Source organism: Chimaeribacter arupi (assembly GCF_002858805.1).
GTDB lineage: Bacteria > Pseudomonadota > Gammaproteobacteria > Enterobacterales > Enterobacteriaceae > Chimaeribacter > Chimaeribacter arupi.
The window spans coordinates 17,380-44,129 of sequence record NZ_PJZI01000024.1 but is presented as its reverse complement, the minus strand read 5'-3'; the positions used below and the strand labels follow the sequence as shown (position 1 = coordinate 44,129).

The following is a 26,750-nucleotide window of genomic DNA, read 5'->3' as shown; positions in this document are numbered from 1 at the left end:
TCCAGGGCGAAAACACAAACCATGCTAATCTGTTAGCCACACATTTTTACGCAATGCTTACGGTCTGCGGCCTATAACCGGCCCCCCGGCCCTTGGCATAATGCTTTTCTTTTTTTACAGGACAATTCGGCACCGGCATGAAATCCCACGCACACTCCCCGTTTTCCCGGCGTAACTTTCTTCTTCTCCTGCTGGTCATCGCGCTGATTGCCGGTGGCTGGCTCTACTTTTCCCGCCAGCCGTCGGCCCCCGGCGGGATGGGTGGCCCCGGTATGATGGGCGGCGGCATGGCGACGCCGGTACAGGCAGGCGTGGCGAAACAGGCGGATGTGCCGGTTTACCTGTCTGCGCTCGGCACCGTGGTGCCGAATGCCAGCGTCACCGTCACCAGCCGGGTGGATGGCCAGCTGATGAAGGTCTATTTCACCGAAGGGCAGCAGGTGGAGGCCGGGCAGTTGCTGGCGCAGATCGACCCGCGCAGCTATCAGGCCACGCTGGCGCAGTACCAGGGGGCGCTGGCGGAAAATCAGGCGCTGCTGAAAAGCGCGCAGCTGACCCTCGCCCGCTATAAAACGCTCTACGCGCAGGACTCGCTGTCACGGCAGGATCTGGAAACCCAGACCGCCACCGTCGGCCAGTACCTCGGCACCATCAAGGCCGATCAGGCGCAGATTGAGGCGGCAAAGCTCAACCTGGAGTACACGCGCATCACCGCGCCGGTCAGCGGCCGCGTCGGCCTGCGGCTGGTGGATGCAGGCAACATGGTGCACAGCAGTGACACCACCGGCATCGTGACCCTGACCCAGACCCAGCCTATCGCCGCGACCTTCAGCGTGCCGCAGGCCAGCCTGCAAACCGTGCTGAAGCCGCTGCACCGGGGCGAAACGCTGCCCGCCACCGCCATCGACCAGGACGGCAGCAGCGTGCTGGCGCAAGGGAAACTGAGCTTTATCAGCAATGAGATCGACACCGCCACCGGCAGCATCAAACTCAAAGCGCTGTTCGACAACCAGGATGAGCAGCTCTACCCGAACCAGTTCGTCAATATCCGCCTGCAAACCACTACGCTGAAAAACGCCGTGGTGATCCCGGCGCAGGCGTTGCAGCTCAGCAGCGACGGCGATTTCGTTTATCTGGTGAACAAAGACAATACCGTGACCCGCAAGGCGGTGAAAAGCGGCCCGGCGTTCGGCAACACCTGGCAGGCGATCCTCTCCGGTGTCGCCGCGGGCGACCGCGTGGTCACCACCGGCATTGACCGCCTGCAGGACGGCGCGAAAGTGCGCGTGGTCACCGCACAGGCCGCGACCACCGGTGCCACCCCGGCAGCCGGTGGCCAACCGGCGACGGCCACGGACAAGAAAGCCCCGCCCACGGATGCCGCCTCCCCGGCCGCTGACGGGAACGCCGCGCGATGAACCCGTCCCGCCTGTTTATCCAGCGGCCGGTCGCCACCCTTTTGCTGATGGCGGCGATCCTGCTTTCCGGCCTGTTTGCCTACCGGATGCTCTCCACCTCGGCACTGCCGCAGGTGGACTACCCGACCATCCAGGTGACCACCCTGTACCCCGGTGCCAGCCCGGATGTGATGGCCTCTGCCGTCACGGCCCCGCTGGAGCGCCAGCTCGGGCAGATGGCCGGGCTGAGCCAGATGTACTCCACCAGCTCCGGCGGCGCGTCGATCATTACGCTGAAATTCAGCCTGGATCTCTCGCTGGATGTGGCGGAACAGGAAGTGCAGGCGGCGATTAACGCTGCCGACAGCCTGCTGCCCAGCGACCTGCCCAACCCGCCGACCTATAAAAAGGTCAACCCGGCGGACAGCGCCGTCATTACGCTGGCAGCCACCTCGCCTTCTTTGCCGCTGATTAAAGTGCAGGATCTGGTGAACACCCGGATTGCGCTGAAGCTGTCGCAAATCTCCGGCGTCGGCATGGTGACGCTGGCAGGCGGCCACCAGCCGGCGATCCGCGTGCAGATGAACCCGCAGGCGCTGGCGGCGCATAACCTGACGCTGGAAGACGTCAATACGCTTATCGGCAACAGCAACGTCAACGGCTCCAAAGGCGGCTTTGACGGCCAGTACCACTCCATCACCATTGATGCCAATGACCAGCTGCGTACCGCTGAGGAGTACGGCAACCTGATCCTGACCTATCAGGACGGCGCGGCATTGCGGCTGCGGGATCTCGCCACCATCACCGAGGCGGAGGAGAACAGTTACCAGTCCGCCTGGGCCAACCGCCAGCCGGCGATTGTGATCAGTGTGCAGCGCCAGCCGGGCGCCAACGTGATTGCCGTGGTGGACGCGATTAAGAAACAGTTGCCGGCGTTGCAGGCCGCATTGCCGGACGGCGTCACCGTGTCGGTGCTCTCTGACCGCACCCAGACCATCCGCGCCTCCATCAGTGACGTGCAGTTCGAACTGGTGCTGTCGATTGCGCTGGTGGTGATGGTGACCTTCCTGTTCCTGCGCAACATCGCCGCGACGCTGATCCCCAGCATCGCGGTGCCGCTGTCGCTGGTCGGTACCTTCGGCGTGATGTACCTCGCCGGGTTCAGCGTCAATAACCTGTCGCTGATGGCGCTGACCGTGGCCACCGGCTTTGTGATCGATGACGCCATCGTGGTGGTGGAGAACATCTCGCGGCGGCTGGAACAGGGCGAAACGCCGATGCAGGCGGCGCTCAACGGTTCGAAGCAGATCGGCTTTACCATTATCTCGCTGACTTTCTCACTGATCGCGGTGCTGATCCCGCTGCTGTTTATGGGTGACGTGGTCGGGCGGCTGTTCCGCGAGTTCGCCATTACGCTGGCGGTGTCGATTCTGGTGTCGATGGTGATTTCCCTGACGCTGACGCCGATGCTCTGCGCCTACCTGCTGCGCCATATCCCGGAAGCACAGCAGAGCCGCTTCTCCCGCAAGGGCGGCGAGGTGTTTGACCGGCTGATCGCCGGTTACGACCGCCTGCTGACGGTGGTGCTCAACCACCAGCGGCTGACGCTGCTGGTGGCGCTGGCGACGGTGGCGCTCACTGCCCTGCTCTACCTGGTGGTGCCGAAAGGCTTTTTCCCGGCACAGGACACCGGGCTTATCCAGGGCATTACCGTGGCCTCGCAGGATGTGTCGTTCAAGGAGATGAGCCGCCGCCAGCAGGCGCTGGCGGACATCATCCTGAAAAACCCGGCGGTGGAGAGCCTCTCTTCCACGCTCGGCATTGACGGCACCAACACCAGCCTCAACAGCGGGCGGATACAGATCAACCTGAAACCCTTTGATGAGCGGGACGAACGCGCTGACGTGGTGATTGACGAGCTGAAACAGGCGGTGGCGCAGGTGCCGGGCATCCAGCTCTATCTGCAATCGTCGCAGGATCTCACGGTGAATGATCAGGTCACACCGAGCCAGTACCAGTTCACGCTGGACGATGCCGACAGTGAAAACCTGGTGGAGTGGACACCGAAGCTGGCGGCGGCGATGTCGGCCAACCCGGCGTTCCGCGACGTGGTCAGCAACCTGCAGGATCAGGGCCAGGTGGCCTATGTGGAGCTGAACCGCGACGCGGCGGCGCGCTACGGCATCACCGCCGCGGACGTCGATACCGCGCTGTATAACGCCTTCGGCCAGCGGCTGGTTTCCACCATCTTTACCCAGTCGAACCAGTACCGCGTGGTGCTGGAAGTTGCGCCGCGCTTCCAGCAGTCGCCGGCATCGTTTGATGATATCTACCTGGCGACCAATAACAGCGACAGCAGCACTGACAGCACAACCACCACGGACAGCAGCACCAGCGGCAGTTCCACCAGCACCAGCACCAGCGCTACCAACGGCATGGTGAAACTCACCTCGATTGCCACCATCCACCAGCGCACCGGCGCGCTGGTGCACGCCCGGCTGAACCAGTTCGCGGCGGTGACGCTCTCCTTCAACCTGAACGAGGGCTATTCACTGGAGGAGGCGCAGCAGGCGATTACGGACATCAGCCGGCAGCTTAAGGTGCCGTCCAGCATCACCCTGCGCTACCAGGGCGAAAGCGCGGCTTTCCAGAGCGCCACCGGCAACACGCTGTGGCTGATCCTGGCGGCGCTGCTGACCATGTATGTGGTGCTGGGCATTTTGTATGAGAGCTTTATCCACCCGGTAACCATCCTCTCCACCCTGCCCTCGGCGGCGGTCGGCGCGCTGCTGACGCTGCTGCTGGCGGGCACGGAGTTCAGCCTGATTGCGTTGATTGGCGTGATTCTGCTGATCGGGATTGTGAAAAAGAACGCCATCATGATGATCGACTTCGCGCTGGAGGCGGAGCAGAAACAGCACCTGTCACCGCGTGAGGCGATCCACCAGGCCTGCCTGCTGCGCTTTAGGCCGATCCTGATGACCACCATGGCCGCGCTGCTCGGCGCCCTGCCGCTGATGCTGGCGCACGGCTCCGGCGCGGAACTGCGCCAGCCGCTCGGGCTGGTGATTGTCGGCGGGCTTATCTTCAGCCAGGTGCTGACGCTGTTCTCCACGCCGGTTATCTACCTCTACTTTGACCGGTTGGCGATCCGCGGCCGGGCACTCTGGCGGCGTAAAGGCCCGCAGGGGGCACGATGAGCGAACCGCGTGAACCGCGCCGGGCGCGGCCGCTGAACATCTCGCGGCTGTTTATCTTCCGCCCGGTGGCGACGCTGCTGCTGACGCTGGCGATCCTGCTGCTGGGCGCGCTCGGCTACCGGCTGCTGCCGGTGGCCCCGCTGCCGCAGGTCGATTTCCCCACCATTATGGTGAGCGCCAGCCTGCCGGGTGCCAGCCCGGAGACGATGGCCGCCACCGTCGCCACGCCGCTGGAACGGGCGCTGGGGCAGATTGCCGGCATCACCGAGATGACCTCCAGCAGTTCGCAGGGCTCCACCAATGTTATCCTGCAATTTGAGCTGGACCGTGACATCAACGGTGCAGCGCGCGATGTGCAGGGGGCGATCAACGCCGCCCGCAGCCTGTTGCCGAGCAGCATGCCGTCGCTGCCGACCTACCGCAAAGCCAACCCCTCTGATGCGCCGGTGGTGATGCTGGCGCTCACCTCCGCGACCCGCACCAGCGGCGAGCTGTACGATCTCGCCTCCAGCCAGATCAAACAGAAAGTGGCGCAGGTGCAGGGGGTCGGTGAGGTGTCATTGCTCGGCAGTGCGTTGCCGGCGGTGCGCATCGACCTCGAACCGCAGCGGCTGACGCACTACGGCCTGTCGCTGGACACGGTGCGCAGCGCAGTCGCCAACGCCACCAGCAACCAGCCGAAAGGGATTTTGCAGGGCAGCGCGCAATCCTGGGTGGTGGACAGCAACGGCCAGCTCGACAAGGCGAAAGCCTACCGTTCGCTGATTATCCGCTATCAGGACGGCAAAGCGGTGCGCCTCGGCGATGTCGCCACGGTGTATGACGCGGTGGAGGATAACTACAACGTCGGTTACTACAACCAGTCGCGTTCGGTGATGCTGGGCGTGACCCGCTCCGCCGGGGCCAACATGCTGGAAACGATCGATGCCATCAAGGCGCTGATCCCGGAACTGCGTGAGGCGCTGCCGGGTGACGTCGGGTTGCAGATCGTGGTGGATCGTTCGCCCAACATCCGTGCCTCCCTGCGCGACACCGAAGAGACGCTGCTGATCGCGGTGCTGCTGGTGATCGCGGTGGTGTTTGTGTTCCTGCGTAACGTCAAAGCGGTGGTGATCCCGGCGCTGGCGCTGCCGGTCTCGCTGATCGGCACCTGCGCGGTGATGTACCTGCTGGACTACAGCCTGGACAACCTGTCGCTGATGGCGCTGATCATCGCCACCGGCTTTGTGGTGGATGACGCCATCGTGGTGCTGGAGAACATCACCCGCTACATCGAAGAGGGGCTGGGGCCGGTGCGTGCGGCGCTGAAAGGCGCGCAGGAGGTGAGCTTTACCGTGCTGTCGATGACGCTGTCGCTGGTGGCGGTGTTCCTGCCGATCCTGCTGATGGGCAGCATCGTCGGGCGGCTGTTCCGCGAGTTTGCCGTGACGCTCACCGTGTCGTTGGTTATCTCGATGCTGGTGTCGCTGAGCCTGACGCCGATGCTCTGCTCCCGCCTGCTGCGGCGCAAGCCCCCCGTGGAGAAGCGCCCGCACCCGCTCTACCAGGCGATTGAACGCGGCCTCAGCGGCCTGCTGGCGATCTACAGCCGGGCGCTGACCTGGGTGATGCGCCACCAGCGGCTGACGCTGTTCAGCCTGCTGCTGACCATTGTGCTGAATGTGTTCCTCTACAGCGTGGTGCAGAAGGGCTTCTTCCCGAACCAGGACACCGGGCTGCTGATGGGGATGCTGCGTGCCGACCAGAGCACCTCCTTCCAGGCGATGAAGCCGAAAATGGAGGAGTTCTCGAAGATGATCCAGGCTGACCCGGCGGTGGACGGTGTGATGTCCTCAATGGGCAGCGGCGCGTTCGGCTCGCGCAACAGCGCCAATTTCTTTGTGCACCTGAAAGATTTCGACAAGCGTGACGCCACCGCCACCGAGGTCGCCAACCGGCTGACCATGAAGGGCATGAGCCAGCCGGGGTTGCAGCTGTTCCTGATGCCCGCGCAGGATCTGCACATCGGCGGCCGCAGCGCCAACGCCTCTTACCAGTTCAGCTTGCAGGCCGATTCACTCGACACACTGCGGGTCTGGACGCCGAAAGTGAAAAAGGCGCTGGAGGCGCTGCCGCAGCTCACCAGCGTGGACAGCGATTCGCAGACCGGCGGCCAGGAGGTGATGCTGACCATCGACCGTGACGCCGCGACCCGGCTGGGGGTGGACGTCAACACGCTGGATACGATGCTGAACAACGCCTTCAGCCAGCGGCAGGTGGCGACGATCTACAAAACGCTGAACCAGTACCATGTGGTGATGAACCTCAACGCGGACTTTACCGGTGACCCGGCGATCCTGCATTCGCTGTATGTGGTGAATGACGAGGGCGCGCAGGTGCCGCTGGCCGCCTTCACCCGCCTGAGCGGCGCCAATGCGCCGCTGTCAGTGGCGCACCAGGGGCAGTCCGCCACCAGCACAGTGGCGTTTAACCTGGCGGACGGCGTGTCGCTGGAGCAGGCACAGCAGGTGATTGACGAGGCGATGGCGAAAATCGGCCTGCCGGACACCATCCAGGCCGGGTTCCAGGGCACGGCAAAAGCCTTCAGCGACCTGACGGCCAGTATGCCGTGGCTGATCCTGGCCGCGCTGGCGGCGGTGTATATCGTGCTCGGGATGCTGTATGAGAGTTACATCCACCCGCTGACCATCCTCTCCACCCTGCCCTCGGCCGGGGTCGGCGCGCTGCTGCTGATGCTGGTGACCGGCACCCAGCTTACGGTAATTGCGCTGATCGGCATTCTGTTGCTGATCGGCATTGTGAAGAAAAACGCCATCATGATGATCGACTTCGCGCTGGCGGCGGAACGTGACCGCGGCCTGACGCCGGAACAGGCGATTGTGCAGGCCTGCCTGATGCGCTTTCGCCCGATCATGATGACCACGCTGGCCGCCTTCTTCGGCGCGCTGCCGCTGGCGCTTGGCAGCGGCGGTGACGCTGACCTGCGCAGCCCGCTGGGGCTGGCGATCGCCGGCGGCCTGGCGCTGAGCCAGCTTTTGACCCTGTTTACCACGCCGGTGGTTTACCTCTATATGGACCGCCTGAGCGCCCGTACCAAACGGCTGTGGCAGCGCCTGCGCCACCGCCCGGCAACAACTGGACACCCTGAATGAGCATGAAAATTTCCCCGTTTATCCCGGCGCTGCTGACGCTGCTGCTGGCCGGCTGCACCGTCGGCCCTGACTACCAGCGCCCTTCTGCGCCGATGACCGCCCAGTTCAAGGAAGCCAAAGGCTGGACGCAGGCCACGCCGCAGGACACGGCCGCCAAAGGCGACTGGTGGGCGGTATACCAGGATCCGGTGCTCTCCAGCCTGCTGGCGCAGGTGCAGATCTCCAACCAGAACGTGGCGCAGTATGAGGCGCAATACCGGCAGGCCCAGGCGCTGGTCGCCAGCGCGCGGGCCGGTTTTTTCCCTACGGTAAGCGGCACGGTGAGCAGCAGCCGCAGCGCCAGCGGGGCCGCCTCATCGGCCAACGGCAACAGTATCAGCAACAGCCACCAGGCGCAGGTCAGCGCCAGCTGGGAGCTGGACTTGTGGGGCAAACTGCGCCGCCAGCTGGAGAGTGACCGCGCCAGCGCACAGGCCAGCGCCGCCGAGCTGGCGAACATTACCCTCAGCGCCCAGTCCTCCCTGGCGCAGGACTATTTCCAGCTCCGCATCATGGACCAGCAGATCGCGCTCTATCAGCAGAGCGTGGAGGCGTACCAGCGTTACCTGCGGGTGATTGAGAACAAATACCGCGCCGGCAGCGAGTCACGCGCCACGCTGGCGCAGGCGCAGACCCAGCTGGAAAGCGCCCGCGCCTCGTCGCTGGATCTCCAGTGGCAGCGCGCCCAGCTTGAGCACGCCATCGCGGTGCTGATGGGCCGCCCACCGGCTGATTTCACCCTGGCCGTCGCGAAAGCAGACGCCACCCTGCCGCCGATCCCGGCGGCCCTGCCCTCCCAGTTGCTGGAGCGCCGCCCGGACATCGCCTACGCCGAGCGCAATATGGCCGCGGCCAATGCGGCGGTGGGCGTGGCGATCGCCGGGTATTACCCGGATCTGACGCTGAGCGCCAGCGGCGGTTACAGCAGTTCGACGCTGCATAAGCTGATTTCCGCACCGAACCGCGTCTGGTCGCTCGGCCCTGAGCTGAGCGGCACCCTGCTGGACTTTGGTGCCACGCGCGCCAGCGTGGAGCAGGCGCAGGCCAGTTATGACGCCAGCGTCGCGGCTTACCGCCAGAGTGTGCTGAGCGCCTTCGAGGAGGTGGAAAACTACCTGGTGGAACTGCACACGCTGGAGAGTGAGATCGCCGCCCAGCGCGCCGCCGCCGCCGCGGCCGGCGAGTCCGCCCGTGTGACCAATAACCAGTATCAGGCCGGGATGATCGACTACCTCGACGTCGCGACGACCGAGGCGACCAGCCTGTCGCAGCAGCAGAGCCTGCTGTCCCTGCTGGCAGACCAGCGGGTGACAAGTGTGAAGCTGATTGTGGCGTTAGGGGGCGGGTATGGTGCGCCTGCGGCGCAGAGCGGGGAGTGATCCGGCTGTGTTCTGCCGGCCCTGCACCCGCGGGCATGATGTACGCGGTACGGCTTTTAAGGGTTTTTGTGGAAGGTTTCGGTTGCTCATGTGTATTTGTCTACCCGACTTTTCGCGCCTCAACCGAGCAGGGCGCGCCAGTGCGCTCGCCCTGCACCCGCGCACGTTCGGTACCCCGGCTGAATCATTGCCCGCTCTCGCGTGTCCCCTCATTTCGCCTCCGGGCTAATCGGGCCGCCGCAGACACGCTCCCGGCGTGGCTGCGACTCTCGCACACATCCTTGTGTGCTCGCCCGGCCCTGCGTCTCCACTCGGCAATGATTTTTACGCCCCCACCAGACTGCATATATTTTTGTATGTAAGGAAATGGTAGGCGGGGCGTTTTTTTGGCGTTCTGCTCGCCCATCCCGTCTTACAGTTCCATTCGGTAATGATGTTTATACCCCCCACCACTTCTGCAAATTTATGGGTATGTAAGGAAATGGTAGGCGGGGGGATGCTTTGGCGTCCATGCCCGTTCGCCCCGCCCCGCGCCTCCACTCGGCAATGATGTTTTATTTCAGAATTAAAGCGGCCATAACAATTCATCATCAATATGGGCAATCGCTTCAACGCTGATGGAGCACTCTTCATCAGAGGCAAGCGTTGTAGTCATAAAACGGAACAATTGATTATTTTTACCAGTAAACTGGATTCTGTAAATCTGTTTATAAATAGGCTGGGAAAGATAGATATCATCAAAAAGATGAGGAGCGTTTGATAAGCCTATCCGGCCAGCACGCTCAACTTCTCTTTTAATTAAACCCTCAGCTTCTTTCTTCGTTATTTTCCCAGAAACTAGTAAATCCGTTTTGGTCTTTTCGAAGATGATGCTTTCACTTTTAATACCAAACTTTGCCAGCAAATTTGCCGTTATTTGTGTTGGCCAACTATTGATATCCGAGCAATCAGGACCTGTGGCGCTTACAACACCCGAAAATAGCAGTGTGCAGAAGAGGATTATTTCACGCTTAAATAAGGAGCACCTTCCACACAAGTTAATTACCCTGTCAGGCACCACGCTCTTTCTCTTTATATTAACTCTTTCCTTACCCACTCCCGATAAATAATTTTCCAGCCACAAATAAATTGGCAGTGCCATTTTTCATCCCTTTCATTAAAAAATAACCCTAACAATACGCCTGTTAATAAACAGATGACTATATCAAGGCGTTTAAACATGATTTTAATAAGGCTAAATAAACAAAAAATTGGGTGATTTAAATCCTTCCCCTACTCTTTCCTTACATACCCACAAATTTGCAGAAGTGGTGGGGGGCATTAAAATTATTGCCGACGAGGACGCAGGGCCGGGCGAGCACACCGACCACCCAAAAACCTCCCCCTACTCTTTCCTTACATACCCACAAATTTGCAGAAGTGGTGGGGGCATTAAAATTATTGCCGACGAGGACGCAGGGCCGGGTGAGCGGGCAGGACGCCCGCGAGAGGGACAGCCACGCCGGGAGCGTGTCTGGCCCGGCCCGATTAGCCCGGAGACCGAAGGAGGGAACCCGCAGCGCGGGCAATAATTCTGCCGGGACACCGAAAGCGCGCGGGTGCAGGGCCGGCGCGCCGGCAGGCCCTGCTCGGTTGAGGCTTGGAAAGCCGGGTAGACAACGACACATGAGCAACCGAAACCTTCCACTGCTCTATTAAAAAGCCGTACCGCGTACACCATCCCCGCGGGTGCAGGGCCGGCGCGCCGGCAGGCCCTGCTCGGTTGAGGCTCGGAAAGCCGGGTAGTCAACCGCACATAAACAACCGAAACAATCCACCGCCTTGTAAAAGCTCATATATGAACAACCGAAACATTTTCCCCGCCTGCGGCTCGGGTGGCCGCCCCTCTCCCTTTACACAGATTGACAAATAGTGCTATCCCCTCGCGAATTCAGGCTTTTCCCAGAGGTCAACTTGCAAAGTGCGCAGTACGCTCTAGGGTGAAAGAGTCACTTTCTTTATGAATTGGTGCAGCGGTTTGCTGCCATAACAGATGAGACCTATGAACAGCGATAAAAATAACGCGTCACAGGACGCTGCCGCGCAGGACGATCAGGCGCGTAAACCGGGAACCCAACAACAGAACGATAACGGCACGGGAAAGGATAAAAAACCCTCTGACCGGGCTGATAAAAAATCGGATAACCAGGAGAACAACGACGAGCAGGACGACGGGGAAAACACCCGCAAACGCCCCGGCAAGAAACCGTTGATCATCCTCGGCGTGGTGGTGGCCGTGATGGTGGTGGTCGCGCTGGTCTGGTGGTTTATGACCCGCAATCAGGTCACCACCGATGACGCCTTTACCGAAGGCGACGCCGTGACCATTGCGCCGAAAGTCTCCGGCTATATCACCGATCTGGCGGTAAAAGATAACCAGCCGGTGAAAAAAGGCCAGCTGCTGGTGAAAATTGACCCGCGTGACGCCGTGGCGGAACGTGACCGCGCCCAGGCGCAACTGGGTATGGCACAGTCCCAGCTGCATCAGGCCGAAGTGCAGCTCGCCCTGGCAAAAGTCCAGTACCCGGCACAACTGGCGCAGGCCAAAGCGCAACAGGCGCAGGCAGAGGCGAATCTGGTGAATGCGCAGGCGGACTACAAACGCCAGCGCGGCGTTGACCCGCGTGCCACGACCCAGCGCAATATCGATGCCGCCAATGCGCAGCTCCGCTCCGCCAATGCGGAACTGGAAAACGCCAAAGCGCAGGTGCAGGTCGCAGCCCAGGTGCAATTGCAAATCCGCCAGGCCGCGGCCAATGTCGAGGCTGCCCGGCAACAGGTGGCGCAGGCCAATGCCCAACTGGAAACCGCCAACCTCAACCTCTCTTATACCGAAGTGCGCGCGCCGTTTGACGGCTACGTCACCAAGCGTAACGTCCAGCTCGGCACGCTGGTGCAGGCCGGCTCCTCCCTGTTCTCGCTGGTATCGCGTGACGTCTGGGTCACCGCCAACTTCAAAGAGTCCCAGCTTGAGCACATGAACCCCGGCGACAAAGTGGTGGTCACGGTAGACGCCTACCCGGACATGGAGCTGCACGGCCATGTGGACAGCATCCAGCAGGGTTCCGGCTCTCGCTTCTCCGCTTTCCCGTCTGAAAATGCCACCGGCAACTATGTGAAAATCGTGCAGCGTGTGCCGGTGAAGATTGTCCTCGACAGCGGGCTGGACCCTGAGTTCCCGCTGCCGCTCGGCCTCTCCGTGGTGCCGAAGGTGACTGTGGAATGAGTGGCGACCGTCAATGGAAACCCGCCAGTAACCCCTGGGCCGTCGCGCTGGTCGTGACGCTGGCGGTGTTTATGGAGATCCTGGACACCACCATCGTTAACGTGGCGCTGCCGCACGTCGCCGGGTCGCTCTCTTCCAGTTATGACGAGTCCACCTGGGTGCTCACCTCCTATCTGGTGGCAAACGGCATCGTGCTGCCGCTGTCGGCGTTCTTCAGCCGGGCGCTGGGCCGCAAAAACTACTTCCTGATCTGCATCGGCATGTTCACGATTTGCTCGTTTTTGTGCGGCATCGCCACCGAGCTCTGGCAGATGATCCTGTTCCGCATTTTGCAGGGCTTCTTTGGCGGCGGCCTGCAACCGGTGCAACAGTCGGTGTTGCTCGACTACTTCAAAGCGGAAGATCGCGGCAAGGCGTTTGGCCTGTCGTCCATCGCGATTATCGTGGCGCCGGTGCTCGGCCCGATGCTGGGCGGCTGGATCACCGACCACTACAGCTGGCGCTGGGTATTTTTGATCAATATCCCGGTCGGCGTGCTGACGGTGCTGGCGGTGTTCCAACTGCTGGAAGATCCGCCGTGGGAGAAACGGCTTGAGCCGGGCAAACTCAGCATCGACTACATCGGCATTGGGCTTATCGCCCTGGGGCTGGGCTGCCTGCAGGTGATGCTCGACCGCGGCGAGGATGATGACTGGTTCCAGTCCAGCTTTATTGTGCTGTTTGCAGTGCTGGCGCTGGTGGGGCTGGTGGGCGCGATCTACTGGCTGTTCTACGCCCGCAAACCGGTGGTGGATCTGCATTGCCTGAAGGATCGCAACTTTGCTGTCGCCAGTTTGCTGATGGCAGGGATGGCGATGATCCTCTACGGCAGTTCGGTGCTGATGCCGCAACTGGCCCAGCAGCAACTCGGCTATACTGCCACCCTCTCCGGGCTGGTGATGTCGCCCGGCGCGGTGCTGATTGTGCTGTCGATCCCGCTGGTGCTGGCGCTGATGCCGAAAGTGCAGACGCGGCTGATTATCGCGTTTGGCTTCCTGTTGCTGCTGCTCTCCTTTATCTACTCCAGCCGCCTGGTGCCGAATGTGGATTTCGAAACCATGGTGCTGATGCGCAGCGCGCAGTCGATTGGGCTGGGCTTCCTGTTTGTGCCGCTGACCACCATCGCGTTTGTGACGTTGTCACCCAAGCTGAATGCAGACGGCGCAGCGCTGTTCTCAATGTTCCGCAACGTGGCCGGCTCAATCGGCATTTCGCTCTCTACGGCGGCGATCACCGAGCGCTCCCAGACCCACAGCGCGTACCTCGCACCAAACATGACGCCGCTGGATGAGCAGTTCAACCAGGCGGTGCAACGCGGCGCGGCGGCAATCCGGGATTTCAGCCATGCGGTGGGCGACCCGGTGACGCTGGCCACAGCGCAGCTATACCAAGAGATGATCAGCCAGTCCCGCGTGCTGGCGTATAACGACGTATTTATGCTGTGCGGGATAATGTCGCTGATCATGATTCCATTTTGTTTCTTGCTTTCGCCGATCAAGAGCGAAGGCAGTGCCGGAGGTCATTGACATGGCTGTCTCTACCTTGTTCAGTTCTGCACGGGCGCCGTTGCGCCTGCTGCCCCCTTCCCCTTTACGGCTGGCGGTGGCCCTGGCGGTGCTGGCGCTTGCCGGGTGTTCCGTTGGCCCCGATTACCAGCCGCCGCAGGCACAGACGCCCAAGGCATTTAACGATCTGGCGTCTCATACCCAGGCGAAACCCGGCTCCGTGGCGCTGGCCAGCGAGCCGGACCCGGCCTGGTGGCGCAGTTTTAACGACCCGCAGCTCGACAGCCTGATTGGCCGGGCGATTAACGGCAACCTGTCGTTGCAGCAGACGGTGCTGCGCATTGCCGGGGCGCGGGAACAGGTGACGCAGGCGCGCGGGGCGTATCTGCCTTCCGTGAATGCCACGGCCAGCGTCAACCGCCAGCAACTCGGGCTGAAAGGGATACTGGAAGCGCACGATATTCCGGGGCAACTTGAGGCGGAAAGCCCGGAAGCGGCGGATGCGCTGGGCAGCGTGACGAAGCCGGTTACGCTGTTCCAGGGCGGGTTTGACGCCTCCTGGGAATTGGATTTGTTCGGCAAAACGCGCCGGGCAGTGGAAGCGGCCGATGCCCAGACACAAGCCACCGTGGAGCAGCGCAACGATGCGCTGGTGTCGCTGGAAGCGGAAGTGGCGCGCACTTACCTGCAACTGCGCGGGGCGCAGAGCGTGCTGAACACGCTGCAAACGCAGATCGATATCGCCCGCCAGACCACCGACCTCACGCAGAGCCAGGCGAAAAACGGCCTGGCGCCGCAACTGGATGTGGAGAATGCGCAGGCGCAGCTTGGGTCACTGGAGGCGCAGCTGCCGGGTTATCAGGCGCAGGTACGGCAGGCGATGAACGCGCTGGCGGTGCTGCTCGGCCAGCCACCGGGCGCGCTGGATACTGAGTTGCGGGCTGTGAAACCGCTGCCGCCGATCCCGGCGGCGGTGCCGGTGGGCGTTCCGGCAGAACTGGCGCGCCGCCGGCCGGATGTGCGCCGGGCCGAGGCAAACCTGCACGCGGCCACCGCGGAGATCGGCGTCTCGGTGGCGCAGATGTTCCCCAGCCTCTCCCTGACCGGCCAGGTCGGGATGCGCAACACCGATGCGGACTATCTCACCGACTGGAGCAGCCATTTCTACTCTTATGGGCCGCAGATTTCGCTGCCGATTTTCCAGGGCGGGCGGTTGGTCTCCAATGTGCGGCTGTCACGCGCGCAACAGGCCAGCGCTGTGCTGGACTACCGCCAGACGGTGCTGACCGCGTTGCAGGATGTGGAAAATGCGCTGGTGAGTTACCGCACCGATCAGGACCGGGTTGACGGGCTGGAGCGCACTGCCGCCTCGCTTCAGAACGCTTACGATCTGGCGAGTGAAAGTTACCGCCAGGGCATCACCACCTTTATTAATGTGCTGGATGCACAGCGCCAGTTGGCGCAGGCGCGGCAACAGGCCACCGAGGCGCGGGTGCAAACCAGCACCGATCTGGTGGCGTTGTATAAAGCGCTGGGAGGCGGCTGGCAGCCTTACCAGAATATTGCCCTGCCCAGCTATTCGGTATTTGGCCCGGCACAAACCGTGCCCGCCACCCCCTGAAACACCAGGCGCCCGTTGGGCGCCTTTTTTATTTCCTCAGTATGCCGCGTTGTTTCCCCACTGATGCCCCCGCCCCTGCCGGCCTTTTTATTCCTACCGCCGGCAGAATAGCGCTTTTCAACCATACCGATGAGCCGGGCTTATTAATCACAGTTTTCACAGGGTTATTAATAAAATGCATTGCGCAGTTTGTGCACGTATTTCATCTTTTTTTGCCGAGGGTGAAATCAATTTTTACTCTTAAAAATCATCTACATAAATAAAAAAAGATAATACGCAAGCCAGCGTGGGTGATTTCACTTGCCGGGGGTAATGTGAAAATTCCTGTGATTGTAATAAAAATCGCTTATGCTTCTGGGGCAGTCTCTTTTTTCACCTGCCGGGCGGGTTTCTGCCGGGGTCAGGTGCTGCTTTACACCGAATTATAAAAAGGCAAGGCCGAAAGAGCCGCCAATAACCGTGCCTATTCACAGCAATGATCCGCCCCATTCTGTTTCATGATGGGGGTAATTCATGGTTATCCCGGCAGATACGCCGGGTTCTTATTCGGGAAATACGATGGCCTCGGTAAATAAAATGGCGAGTAAATTGGGTCTCTTCCGCGTCTCTTCACGCAACGTGTTTGTTCCGCTTTTTCTGCTTTCCCCCCTCAGTGCGCTGGCCGCCGGCAACTATTTTGAGGCCCGTAACGATGCGATGGGCGGCACCGGTGTGGCGTCTTCCACGTATGGCTCTGCGGTGCTGGCTAACCCGGCATTGATGACCAAAGCGACCGGCACCGATGATATCAGCGTCATTTTCCCGGCCGTAGGGGTGCAAGTCACGGATAAAGATAAGATCCTCGACAAAATTGATGACCTTTCCGACAGCGTGGACAGCTACAGCGACAACGTCACCAGCTACAGCGCCCTGCGCCGGGCGGCAGGCGATTTAGCGGGTGACCTGCGCGGCATTCAGGGCAGCCAGGCCTGGGCCAATGCCGGGGCCTCGCTGGCGGTGACGTTGCCGAACGATCAACTGCCGCTCGCCTTTGTGGTGAAAGCCTACGGCAATGCGCACGTCAGCACCGATGTATCGCAGGGGGATATTGATTACCTGCAACAGATCGCCGACGGCGTGCGCATCCCGCTGCCGGGCGATGAAGACCGCCTCACCTCCAGCGCACACGGGCGGGCGGCAATTATCACCGATTATGGCGTGGCCATGGCCCATGAATTCAACGTCGGCGGGTTGCCGGTGTCAGTGGGTGTGACGCCGAAAATCCAGCACACCACGCTCTATAACTACTACACCTCGGTGTATGACTACGATAAGTCAGACATCACCAACGGTGAGTATGAGAAATCCAATACCGGTTTCAACGTGGATGCCGGGCTATCGGCCGATCTTTCTGACGCCTGGACGCTGGGCCTCAGCGCGCAGAACCTGGTGCCGCGTGACATCGACACCAAAGAGGTGAACGGCTACCGCGATACCTACCAGATCCGCCCGCTGGTGACCGGCGGTGCGGCCTGGCATAACGAGCGCATCACCGCCACGGCGGACGTGGATATGACGCCGACCAAGCGCTTCAAATCGGAAGAAGACAGCCAGTACGCCGGGGTCGGGGCCGAGTTCCGCGCCTTTGACTGGCTGCAACTGCGCGCCGGTTACCGGGCGGACATGAAGTCCAATGACACCAATGTGTTCACCGGCGGTATCGGGTTGTCCCCGTACAAGAAAGTGCACCTGGATCTGACGGGGATGGTCGGGGATGACAATACCTGGGGGGCGGTGGCACAGGTAGGGTTTACGTTCTGATTGGGTGATTAGGGTGGCATGTTTCGGTTGCTCATGTGCGGTGGAATGTTTCGGTTGTTTATGTGCGGTTGTCCACCCTGGTTGCTGAGCCTCAACCGAGCAGGGCCTGCCGGCGCGCCGGCCCTGCACCCGCAGGCATTGTGTACGCGTCACGGCTTCTACGGGTCAAGTGGCATGTTTCGGTTGCTCATGTGCAGTTGTCTACCTGTCCTTCATTGCCTCAACCGAGCAGGGCGCGCCAGTGCGCTCGCCCTGCACCCGCGCACTTTCGGTGGTTTGGCTGAATCATTGCCCGCTACCGCGGGTAACCCCCACTTCGCCTCCGGGCTGCTCGGGCCGGTACAGACACGCTCCCAGCGTGGCTGTACCTCTCGCGGACGTCCTGTCCGCTCGCCCGGCCCTGCGGCTCCATTCGGCAATGATTTTTACGCCCCCACCTGACTGCAAATCTATAGGTATGTAAGGAAATAGTAGGGGTGGATTTTGCATGTGCGGTGTGCTCGCCCGGCCTGCAGCCCCATTCGGCAATGATTTTTATGCCCCCACCAGACTGCAAATCCTTGGGTATGTCAGGAAAAAGTAGACAGATTCTTGCTGTGTCCTGCCCGCTCGCCCGGCCCTGCGGCTTCACTCGGCAATGATTTTTATGCCCCCACCTGACTGCAAATTCTTAAGTATGTAAGGAAATAGTAGACAGATTCTTGCTGTGTCCTGTCCGCTCATCCGGCCATGCGGCTCCGCTCGGCAATGATTTTTATGCCCCTACCACTTCTGCAAATTTTTAGGTATATCAGGAAAAAATAGGGGCGGGTTTTGCATGTGTGATGTGCTCGCCCGGCGCTGTTCGGTGAGGATTCTTATGGCGCGGTAATCTTCTGCGGGCCGGGAAAATTTTGCGCTCCGGTAAAAAATGATCCTAAACTGTTCTTATGGATAAAGAAAAAGAACTCAAACGCAGTAAGCGCAATGCCCTGCTGCTGTTACTCGCGGCGGCGGCCGTGTTTGTTATTACCCTGTTTCTGCCGCGCAACCTCTGGGTTGACGGCATTAAGGCCGTGTCGGAAGCCGCTATGGTCGGCGCGCTGGCGGACTGGTTCGCCGTGGTGGCGCTGTTCCGCCGCGTGCCGTTGCCGCTGATTGGTGCCCATACCGCCATCATTCCCCGCAATAAAAATAAAATTGCGGATAACCTCGCGCTGTTTGTGCAGGAAAAATTCCTGGATGCTAACTCCCTGGTCGGGCTGATCCGCCGCTATGACCCGGCAACCATGCTGGCCGACTGGCTGAATACCCCCGCCAACACCGAACGGATGGCGCGCTACCTGGTGCGGGTGCTGCGCGGCCTGTTTGAAATGACCGACGATGTGCGCATCCAACGGTTCCTCAAAAAAGCCCTGTTTACCCTGATCGACAAAATCGACCTTACGGCATCCGTCGCGACCCTGCTGGAAAGCATGACCAAAGAGGGACGGCATCAGGAATTGCTCGACAGCGCCGTGACCCAACTGATCCGCACGCTGGAACAACCCTCGACCCGCGCCACCCTGTCACGCCAGATCGTGCGCTGGGTGAAACGCGAACACCCGATTAAAGAGAAAATCCTGCCGACCAGCTGGCTGGGCGAACATGGCGCCGACATGATTGCTGACGCGGTGGGCACCATCCTGGATGAAATCAGCGCCGACCGCGGCCACGCCTTGCGCGTGCGCTTTGATATGGCAGTGGAAAGCTTTATCAGCCGCCTGAAACATGACCCGGCAATGGCGCTGAAAGCAGAAGAGATCAAAAGCTACCTGAAACATGACGAAACGCTGAATACTTACGTCAAAGCGCTGTGGGGCGACCTGCGCGAGTGGATGCGTAATGACCTGGATAAACCGGACTCCCTGCTCCAGCAGAAAATGCGCGATGCCGGGCGCTGGCTGGGCGAAACACTGGCACAGGACGCCACCCTGCGCAGCACCCTGAACCGCCAGCTTGAACAGGCCGCCGGGCGTATGGCCCCGGACTTCGCCGCCTTCCTGACCAAACACATCAGCGATACGGTGAAAAGCTGGGATGAGGCGGAAATGTCACACCAGATTGAACTGAACATCGGGAAAGACCTGCAATTCATCCGCATCAACGGCACCCTCGTCGGGGCGTGTATCGGTTTGCTGCTCTATCTCTTCTCACTGCTGCCGCTGGTGCTGCCGCGCCTGCTGCCCTGACATTCCCCCCTATTCCGGCGCATGGCAACAGACACAGAGTTTGTTGCCCTCCGGGCAGCGGAAATACGCGCCGTAATAGTCAGGATGGTAATGCGGCCGCAGGCCCGGTGCGCCTGCATCCTGCGCGCCGTGGGCTAACGCCACGGCATACGCCTCATCCACCTGCGCCCGGCTGCGTGCCAGCAGCGCGGTCATCTGCCCGTTACCGGGCGTGGCCGGCTCACCGTTGTGCGGGCGGCTGACCACCAGCAACGGCCGCGCGACGCCCGCCTGCCACCAGGCTGCACACTGCGCCTGCTCATCACAAAATTTCAGTTGCAGGCCGAGTACCGGTAACAGCGTGCTGTAAAACTGAAAGGCGCGCGTGAAATCATTCACGCCGAGGTAAACATGCGAAAACATGCCGGCTCCTGACAGAGGTGAGCGGAAAGGTGTGAGACGGTAATACCCTGTGCCGGTACTACCCTGTCGCGGTAAAACAGTGTGCCGGGCGACAGCGTGCCGCCCGGCCGGGAACCGCTTAGCTCACTGTTTTGCTGAAGGCGTCCACCGCCAGAATCGCGTGGGCCACATCTTCTGCGGAGAGGTTCGGGTTGAGGTTGTTCAGTGTGTCACCCTCACTGCCTGCCAGTGCACCAACCTTGACCAGATTCTCAAAGGTCTCATTCTCCAGGTGCATTTCCGCCAGCGTGGTCGGCATCCTGATGGCGCGGTAGAAACGCACATAACGCGCGATCTCCTCATCCGGGCGCTGCTCCAGCACCATCTGGGTCAGGGTGCCGTAAGCGACTTTCTCACCGTGTGTCAGGTGGTGAATATCCCCCTGGATCGCCGTAAAACCGTTGTGGATGGCGTGCGCCCCGGCCAGCCCGGCATTCTCAAAGCCCAGGCCGGAGAGCAGCGTGTTGGCTTCCACCACCGCTTCTACTGCCGGGGTCACCAGTTTCTGCTCTACCGCTTTGTAAGCACTGTAGCCGTAGGTCAGCAGCGTTTTCTCACAGGCTTCGGCAATCGCCATCCCGGCGATGGTCGGGTCGCCGTCGACCATCGATTTGCTGTGGGAACGTTTCACGGCCTGCGCCTCGACGTACGTTGCCAGCCCGTCAGCAATGCCGGAGGCAAACAGGCGTGCCGGGGCCTGCGCACAGACGGCGGTGTCCACCAGCACCAGATCCGGGTTTTTGTCATAGAAGCGGTAGCTGTCAAAAACCCCTTCGTCGGTGTAGATAACCGACAGGGCGCTGCACGGCGCATCGGTGGAGGCGACGGTCGGCACAATCGCTACCGGCTGGTGCAACTCGTCCGCCACCGCTTTGGCGGTGTCCAGGGTTTTGCCCCCGCCCAGCCCGACCACCAGCGTGGTGCCGCCCTGTTTTGCCGCGGCCGCCAGCCGGGAGATCTCATTGCTGGAGGCCTCACCGTTAAAGCGCTCAAACTGGTAACGCAGGCCCGCTTCACCCAGGGCCGCTTCCACCCGCTTACCGATAATGCCCCAGACAATCTCATCGGCAATCAGCAGGGCATTATCGCCAAGCGCAGGCAGGTAACGCCCCAGGTCTTCAATGACGCCGCTTCCCTGTACATATTTCCGTGGTGATGAAAAAACAAATTTACTCATGGCTTTTACCTCTTGGTGGAGACATGAACCGGCCCTGATGTTCAGGCCGGAAGAGATTATCCTCACTGCCGAAAATAGTCTGCCGGCGCGCAGTGCATTTTATGTGAATTTAATGTTACTAATTAACTTTAAATTCACACACCTCCGGCGACAGCGGTGCGTTTATTTCCGGCACCTGATAAAGCGTAGAGCATCATGCGCCGCCCTGCCGCCGGGTGGTAGCAGAAACCGCATGATTTGCAAAGGAAATCGCAAACATCACTGCAACGGCATGATAACGAAAATAAGGGGTTACGCCTGTTCGCGCGGCGGGAAAATAAACTGCCGCGGCCCAGGCCGGGTTAATGCGCAGGCGATAAAAAGCCCGCAATCGCGGGCTGTTAGCTGACAGACGCAGGGCAAAAAATTAGCGCATCTGGCGGTCGTCGATATATTTGCGCTTATCGGCCGGCGGCGGGAAATATTGGTAGAGCCAGGTTTCGCTCAGCGTGGTGTCGTGGGAGCGCAGGAACATGCGCATCTCGACCGGGTCGGCTTTGTCGCTGTCCGGGAACCAGTCGAACAGGATGCGGTAGCCGTTGATCGGCTCAACATACAGGATCTCAATATTGTTGACCCGGCCGGATGAGACGTTAATCACCGGCTCAATGCCCTTGTCGGCGTAGGCTTTCAGCTCACCGTTGATGAAGTCCACTGCGAAACGGCGCGCCCAGACCGTGGGGTAGTTTTCGCCCGGCGCCCAGCCTTCCGGGAACGCGCCCATGCCGGTGCGGGTCGCTTTGATGTTCGCCAGCGGGCTTTTCACCGGCGCCTCAGAGGCCCAGTAGAGACGGTAGGCGTAGCTGTGCGACTGCCCGGCGCGCAGCGGCTGCTCCGGCTGCCAGAAGCAGACGATGTTATCCAGCGTTTCGCCGGTGGTCGGGATCTCCATCAGGTTGACGGCACCCTTGCCCCACTTGCCGATCGGCTCGACCCACAGGCTCGGCCGCTTGTTGTACCAGCCGATCACATCCTGGTAATCATCAAAGTCGTGGTTGGTTTGCAGTAACCCGAAGCCCTGCGGGTTGTCATCCGCATAGGCGTTGAATTGCAGGCGCTGCGGGTTGTTGAGCGGGCGGCAGACCCACTCGCCGTTGCCGCGCCACATCGCCAGCCGGTCGGAATCGTGGATTTGCGGGTGGATGGTGTCACACATCCGGCGTTCATTGGTGCCGCAGCTGAACATGGTGGTCATCGGCGCGATGCCGAGCTGTTTGATGTCTTTGCGCGCGTGGAGGTGTTTCTCAATCTCCATCACCACCCGCTCTTTCTCACAGAGGATAGTAAAGCGGTATGCCCCGGTGGCGCTGGGGCTGTCGAGCAGCGCATACACGGTGAACGTGGTGTCTTCCGGCTTCGGCGTCTCAAACCAGAAGGCGGTGAAGTCCGGGAACTCTTCCGGCTGGTCGGTAAAGGTATCAATGGCCAGGCCGCGGGCGGAGAGGCCGTACTGGTAGGTATCATCCACCGCACGGAAATAGCTCGCCCCGAGGAAAGAGACCACGTCCCGGCGCGTCAGCTCCGGGGCTTTGTTGACTTTGAAGCCGGCAAAGCCGAGGTTGTCCCGCCCTTCCAGCTGTTTGGTGTCAACGCCTGCATCGTGGTAGTTAAACAGCTCAGGGCGGAAGTGGATTTCGCGCGCCTGCTGTTTGGCCGCATCCACGGAATAGACGCGTATCCGGCGTTTAAAGCCCATGCCGACATGGAACAGCTCCACATCCAGCTGGCGGCCTGCGCCGTTGCCGTTCCACAACGAGTGGTCATGGTCATACTGGATTTTGTTATACGCCTGCGGGGTCAGCCCGGCCAGCGTCGGCGGCAAGGCGGCCGGGGGGCCACCGAACGGGGTGGCGGCCAGATCGCGGGCCATGTTTTGCAGGGTGGAGAAGTCGAACGGGGTAACATCGCCGTCTGCCACGTCGGCGGCCGCCGCAGAACGGCTGAATAGTGACGACATCAACGGCGTACCGCAGTAGGCGGCAAACGCCAGTGATGCTTTAAGGAATGCTCTTCTTTCCATGCCTGAGGAAGTTCCTGTGCTGGGCAAAGTGTCAGTCCGGGCGTCCTGGCCGCAATAAGGGATGCGGCAAAAAGGGCCACGCCGGGGCTCGAAAATTTACGACATCAAGGGTGACGGAAAATTCATGGCGTGAATACGGCAATACCCAACAATCACAGCCCGTTACGCCCTGCTTTCAGCAACAGGCAGCACACGCCACGCCGCAGTGTATGCGGGCTGCGGGCGCGCCGCAATATGTTGCCCGGCAGTTGCGGAAAAGTTCTGCGCAGGACGAGGTTTAAGAACATTCTGTATCCATTGCTCTGAGCGTGTGGTTGAAAATGCAGCGGAATTTCTGCGCGTGTGGTCACGTGCTGGTGTGCCGCCCTCATTCCTGCTTTACCCGCTTTTTAGCCTTTTATTGTGCCCCCTGCACCGCTGCTGCCTGAGGGTGCCGTTGCGGCAATAAGTATGTTGTAACTACATGTAGGGGTGAACGGTGCGCACACTTACCTTGCCGCAGCCGGTGACAGATGTTTTACACTCTGGCTTCTTTTTACTGACCGGGAATCACTATGTCCTTTTTCCAACCGGTACTGCCGGAACACGCCAGCCGCCTGCTGAACCACGGCCCGACCATCCTTATTACCAGCCGCAGCCGCGACGGCCAGCAACGCAACGTGATGACCGCCGCCTGGTCAACGCCGGTGGAGTTCACCCCGGCGCGCATCGCGATCGTGGTGGATAAAAGTACCCTGAGCCGCACGCTGATCGAAGAGAGCGGCGTATTCGGCATCTGCGTCCCGACTGCCGCGTTTATCGACACCGCCTACGCACTCGGCAGCGTGTCGGGCCGTGAGGAAGAGAAGTTTTCACGTTATCAGGTTGCGGCGCAGGCCGGGGAACAGACCGGCGTACCGCTGATTGAAACCGGCTGTGCCGCCTGGCTGGAGTGCCGCCTGCTGCCTGAGGCCGGGTCGCAGGAGAAGTATGACACCTGCTTTGGCGAGGTGCTGGCGGCGGCGGCCGATGCGCGGGTGTTCCATAGCGGGCGCTGGCACTTCACCCCGGAAAACCGGGCGCTGCACTCGATTCACCACCTCGGCGGCGGCCAGTTTGTGCTGAGCGGCGAGACGGTGCAGGCTAAGCCCCTGTAATGGCGCAGGGTGTATATACTTGAGGGAATAGTGTGAGGAAATAGCCTGAGGGAGTACGCCCGATGCCTGAGACCCTGACCTCTGCCTTGCTGGAGACATTGTGGCAACAACTCGCCCCACAGGGGGCCGCCGCCCCGTTGCATTTCACCGGTGACGGGCGCTACCCCTCGCTGTTTCCGGTGAGTGAGCTGGCGCAGGCATCCTTCGGCGTGCTGGGCCGGGCGCTGTCGGCGTTGCTGGCGGAGCGCCACGGCACCCTGGCCCCGGTACAGGTTGACCGGCGGCTCGCCTCGCTCTGGTTCGGCACCACGCTGCTGCCGCACGGCTGGGCGCTGCCCGCCGCCTGGGACGCACTGGCCGGTGACTACCCCACCGCGGACGGCTGGATCCGGCTGCACACCAATGCCCCGCACCACCGCCGGGTGGTGGAGGCGCTGCTCGGCGCAGCGGCTGACCGCGCCACCCTCGCCCCCAGGGTGGCTGCCTGCCGTAACGCTGAGCTGGAAGCGGAGATTGTTGCCGCCGGGGGCTGTGCCGCCCGGATGATGACGGAAGCGCAGTGGCAGCAGCACCCGCAGGGGCAGGCGGTGGCGCAGGATCCGCTGTTTTTGTGGCAGCCCCACGCCGCCGGGGCCGACCGGCCGCACTGGGCGTTGCCGCGGGCCCGGCCGCTGATGGGCATCCGGGTGCTGGATTTAACGCGGATCATCGCCGGCCCGGCCGCCACCCGCGCGCTGGCCGGGTTTGGCGCAGAGGTGCTGCGCATCGATCCGCCCGGCTGGGAGGAGCCGTCCATGGAACCGGATGTCACTGCCGGGAAACGCTGTGCACGCCTCGACCTGCATCACCCGCAGGATCGCGCCACCTTTGAGCAGTTGCTGGCCGGGGCGGATGTGCTGGTGCATGGCTACCGCGCCGGGGCGCTTGAAAAGCTGGGCTACGGCGAGGCGCAGCGGCAGGCGCTCAGCCCAGGGCTGGTGGATGTCAGCCTGAATGCTTACGGCTGGCACGGCCCGTGGCGCGAACGGCGCGGCTTTGACAGCCTGGTGCAGATGAGTTGCGGCATCGCCGCCGGTGGTATGGAGAGCCTTCAGGCACCCGCGCCGCGGCCATTGCCGGTGCAGGCGCTGGACCATGCCACCGGCTGCCTGATGGCGGCGGCGGTGCTGCACGGGCTGGCGGAACGGCTGCGGCACGGGCGCGGGTGCAGCGTGCGGATGTCACTGGCGCGTACCGCACGCGAGCTGGCCGCCCACCGTTACCCGGCGTTCCTGGCCGGCGAGCCGGTGCCGCCCGCCACGCGCCGCGATTGCCGCGACACGCTGGAGCTGACGGCCTGGGGCGTGGCGTCCCGGCTGTATGCGCCAGTGACACTCGACGGCACCGCGATGCTCTGGCACACGCCCGCCCGGCCGCTTGGGCGCGACCTGCCGGTATGGTCTGCGCGCTGAATGGCTACGTCAGCCGTGGGTCGGGGTGGCAACTGGTTTTGCGGTATTGCAGCGGCGTCTGGCCGATCAGTTTTTTGAAGCTGGTAATAAAGTAAGGGGTATCCGCAAAGCCGCTTTTCTGCCCAATCTGCTCAATGGTGAGATCGGTGCCGCGCAGCAGTTCACAGGCGCACTTCACCCGCCGCGTCACCAGGTATTCCTGAATTGACCCGCCGGTCTCCTGGCTGAAAACCCGCGAGGTGTAGCTGCGTGACAGCCCCACCGCCTGCGCCAGCCGCTCCAGCGAGAATTTGCAGTCGTAATTCTCTTCGATCCAGTTCATGACTTTGGTGGCGGTGGTGTGCGGGAAAGCGTGGTGGTGCACCCCCTGCTCCGGCATAAAGGCCATCAGTTGCAGCACCAGCACCACGATGTCTTCCAGCTGGTGCGTGCCATGGCGGCACAGGGTGTGAAAATTCTCCAGCAGGTAATCCAGGTGATCGCTGTGTTCGCTTAAATCGTAGATGCGCGCCAGGCTCTGGGTGTCGCACAGCTGGCGGAAGATTGCCCGGCGTTTTGGGAAGGGTTGCAGGGCGGTGTCGATAACCACGTTTTCAATATGCAGCGTGGTGCGCTCATAGGGGTTGGCCGGCCCCTGCTCCACATAGACTTTGTGTAACTTGAACGGCGGGAAGATAAACATCCGGCCGGGGCGCAGGGTGTATTGTTGGTTATCGACAATCACAATGCCGTACCCACGCATCACAAACAGGATTTCCAGACACTGGTGCCAATGGTAATAATTGGCGCTGGTGGTGCTCATCCGGGTAAAAGAGATAAATCGCTCATTCAGTGCAATACGTTCCAGAAAATCGTTATCCGCCATAAACAGGCTCCTGA

General features: G+C 61.4%; 16 protein-coding genes. 11 read left to right on the top strand and 5 right to left on the bottom strand.

The genetic code is table 11. From position 1 onward, the window contains the following. Positions 1-137 precede the first annotated feature (137 nt). The 4 genes from CYR52_RS14415 to CYR52_RS14400 are packed head-to-tail and all read left to right on the top strand — an operon-like array spanning position 138 to position 9,167. A complete protein-coding gene (locus tag CYR52_RS14415; protein ID WP_101828811.1) occupies positions 138-1,418 on the top strand; it encodes an MdtA/MuxA family multidrug efflux RND transporter periplasmic adaptor subunit in 1,281 nt (426 codons plus the stop codon). Then, positions 1,415-4,597 (top strand): efflux RND transporter permease subunit, encoded by a 3,183-nt coding sequence (locus CYR52_RS14410; RefSeq protein WP_101828810.1) that lies wholly within the window; start codon positions 1,415-1,417, stop codon positions 4,595-4,597. Before CYR52_RS14415 ends, CYR52_RS14410 begins: the two co-directional genes overlap by 4 nt. A 32-nt stretch (positions 4,598-4,629) precedes the next feature. Further along, on the top strand, positions 4,630-7,749 hold the full coding sequence (locus CYR52_RS14405) for a multidrug efflux RND transporter permease subunit (RefSeq protein WP_101828834.1): 3,120 nt from the start codon (positions 4,630-4,632) through the stop codon (positions 7,747-7,749). A gap of 2 nt (positions 7,750-7,751) precedes the next feature. After that, complete coding sequence (locus CYR52_RS14400) at positions 7,752-9,167, top strand: efflux transporter outer membrane subunit (protein WP_101828809.1); 1,416 nt, start codon at positions 7,752-7,754, stop codon at positions 9,165-9,167. A 565-nt stretch (positions 9,168-9,732) separates the two neighbouring features. Here the strand turns inward: CYR52_RS14400 and CYR52_RS14395 are convergent. Then, complete coding sequence (locus tag CYR52_RS14395) at positions 9,733-10,308, bottom strand: hypothetical protein (RefSeq protein WP_101828808.1); 576 nt, start codon at positions 10,306-10,308, stop codon at positions 9,733-9,735. An 891-nt stretch (positions 10,309-11,199) separates the two neighbouring features. Between CYR52_RS14395 and CYR52_RS14390 the strand changes: the two genes are divergently transcribed. The 5 genes from CYR52_RS14390 (at position 11,200) to CYR52_RS14370 (ending at position 19,607) form a co-directional block, all read left to right on the top strand. Next, positions 11,200-12,432, top strand: coding sequence for an HlyD family secretion protein (locus CYR52_RS14390; RefSeq protein WP_394853999.1), 1,233 nt, complete (start codon positions 11,200-11,202; stop codon positions 12,430-12,432). Next, positions 12,429-13,997: a DHA2 family efflux MFS transporter permease subunit gene (locus tag CYR52_RS14385; protein ID WP_072928363.1), complete on the top strand. Its 1,569-nt coding sequence runs from the start codon at positions 12,429-12,431 to the stop codon at positions 13,995-13,997. The genes CYR52_RS14390 and CYR52_RS14385 overlap by 4 nt, the downstream gene beginning before the upstream one ends. A gap of 1 nt (position 13,998) precedes the next feature. Beyond that, positions 13,999-15,597: an efflux transporter outer membrane subunit gene (locus CYR52_RS14380; protein WP_101828806.1), complete on the top strand. Its 1,599-nt coding sequence runs from the start codon at positions 13,999-14,001 to the stop codon at positions 15,595-15,597. A 576-nt stretch (positions 15,598-16,173) separates the two neighbouring features. Further along, entirely contained in the window at positions 16,174-17,397 is a 1,224-nt protein-coding gene (locus tag CYR52_RS14375; RefSeq protein ID WP_101828833.1) for a conjugal transfer protein TraF, read from the top strand. A gap of 929 nt (positions 17,398-18,326) precedes the next feature. Beyond that, a complete protein-coding gene (locus CYR52_RS14370; RefSeq protein ID WP_101828805.1) occupies positions 18,327-19,607 on the top strand; it encodes a DUF445 domain-containing protein in 1,281 nt (426 codons plus the stop codon). A gap of 9 nt (positions 19,608-19,616) precedes the next feature. Here the strand turns inward: CYR52_RS14370 and CYR52_RS14365 are convergent, their stop codons facing one another. The 3 genes from CYR52_RS14365 to CYR52_RS14355 form a co-directional block, all read right to left on the bottom strand. Further along, positions 19,617-20,009, bottom strand: coding sequence for a VOC family protein (locus CYR52_RS14365; RefSeq protein ID WP_072928361.1), 393 nt, complete (start codon positions 20,007-20,009; stop codon positions 19,617-19,619). 118 nt (positions 20,010-20,127) lie between these two features. Continuing rightward, positions 20,128-21,225, bottom strand: a complete 1,098-nt coding sequence (locus CYR52_RS14360; RefSeq protein ID WP_072928360.1) for a glycerol dehydrogenase — start codon at positions 21,223-21,225, stop codon at positions 20,128-20,130. A gap of 406 nt (positions 21,226-21,631) precedes the next feature. After that, positions 21,632-23,284, bottom strand: coding sequence for a glucan biosynthesis protein D (locus tag CYR52_RS14355; RefSeq protein ID WP_072928359.1), 1,653 nt, complete (start codon positions 23,282-23,284; stop codon positions 21,632-21,634). A 554-nt stretch (positions 23,285-23,838) separates the two neighbouring features. Between CYR52_RS14355 and CYR52_RS14350 the strand changes: the two genes are divergently transcribed. Continuing rightward, positions 23,839-24,420: a flavin reductase family protein gene (locus tag CYR52_RS14350; protein WP_072928358.1), complete on the top strand. Its 582-nt coding sequence runs from the start codon at positions 23,839-23,841 to the stop codon at positions 24,418-24,420. A 62-nt stretch (positions 24,421-24,482) separates the two neighbouring features. Then, complete coding sequence (locus CYR52_RS14345) at positions 24,483-25,871, top strand: CoA transferase (protein WP_101828804.1); 1,389 nt, start codon at positions 24,483-24,485, stop codon at positions 25,869-25,871. A gap of 4 nt (positions 25,872-25,875) precedes the next feature. Here CYR52_RS14345 and CYR52_RS14340 read toward each other — a convergent pair whose 3' ends face one another. Next, on the bottom strand, positions 25,876-26,736 hold the full coding sequence (locus tag CYR52_RS14340; RefSeq protein WP_072928356.1) for an AraC family transcriptional regulator: 861 nt from the start codon (positions 26,734-26,736) through the stop codon (positions 25,876-25,878). Positions 26,737-26,750: the final 14 nt, after the last annotated feature.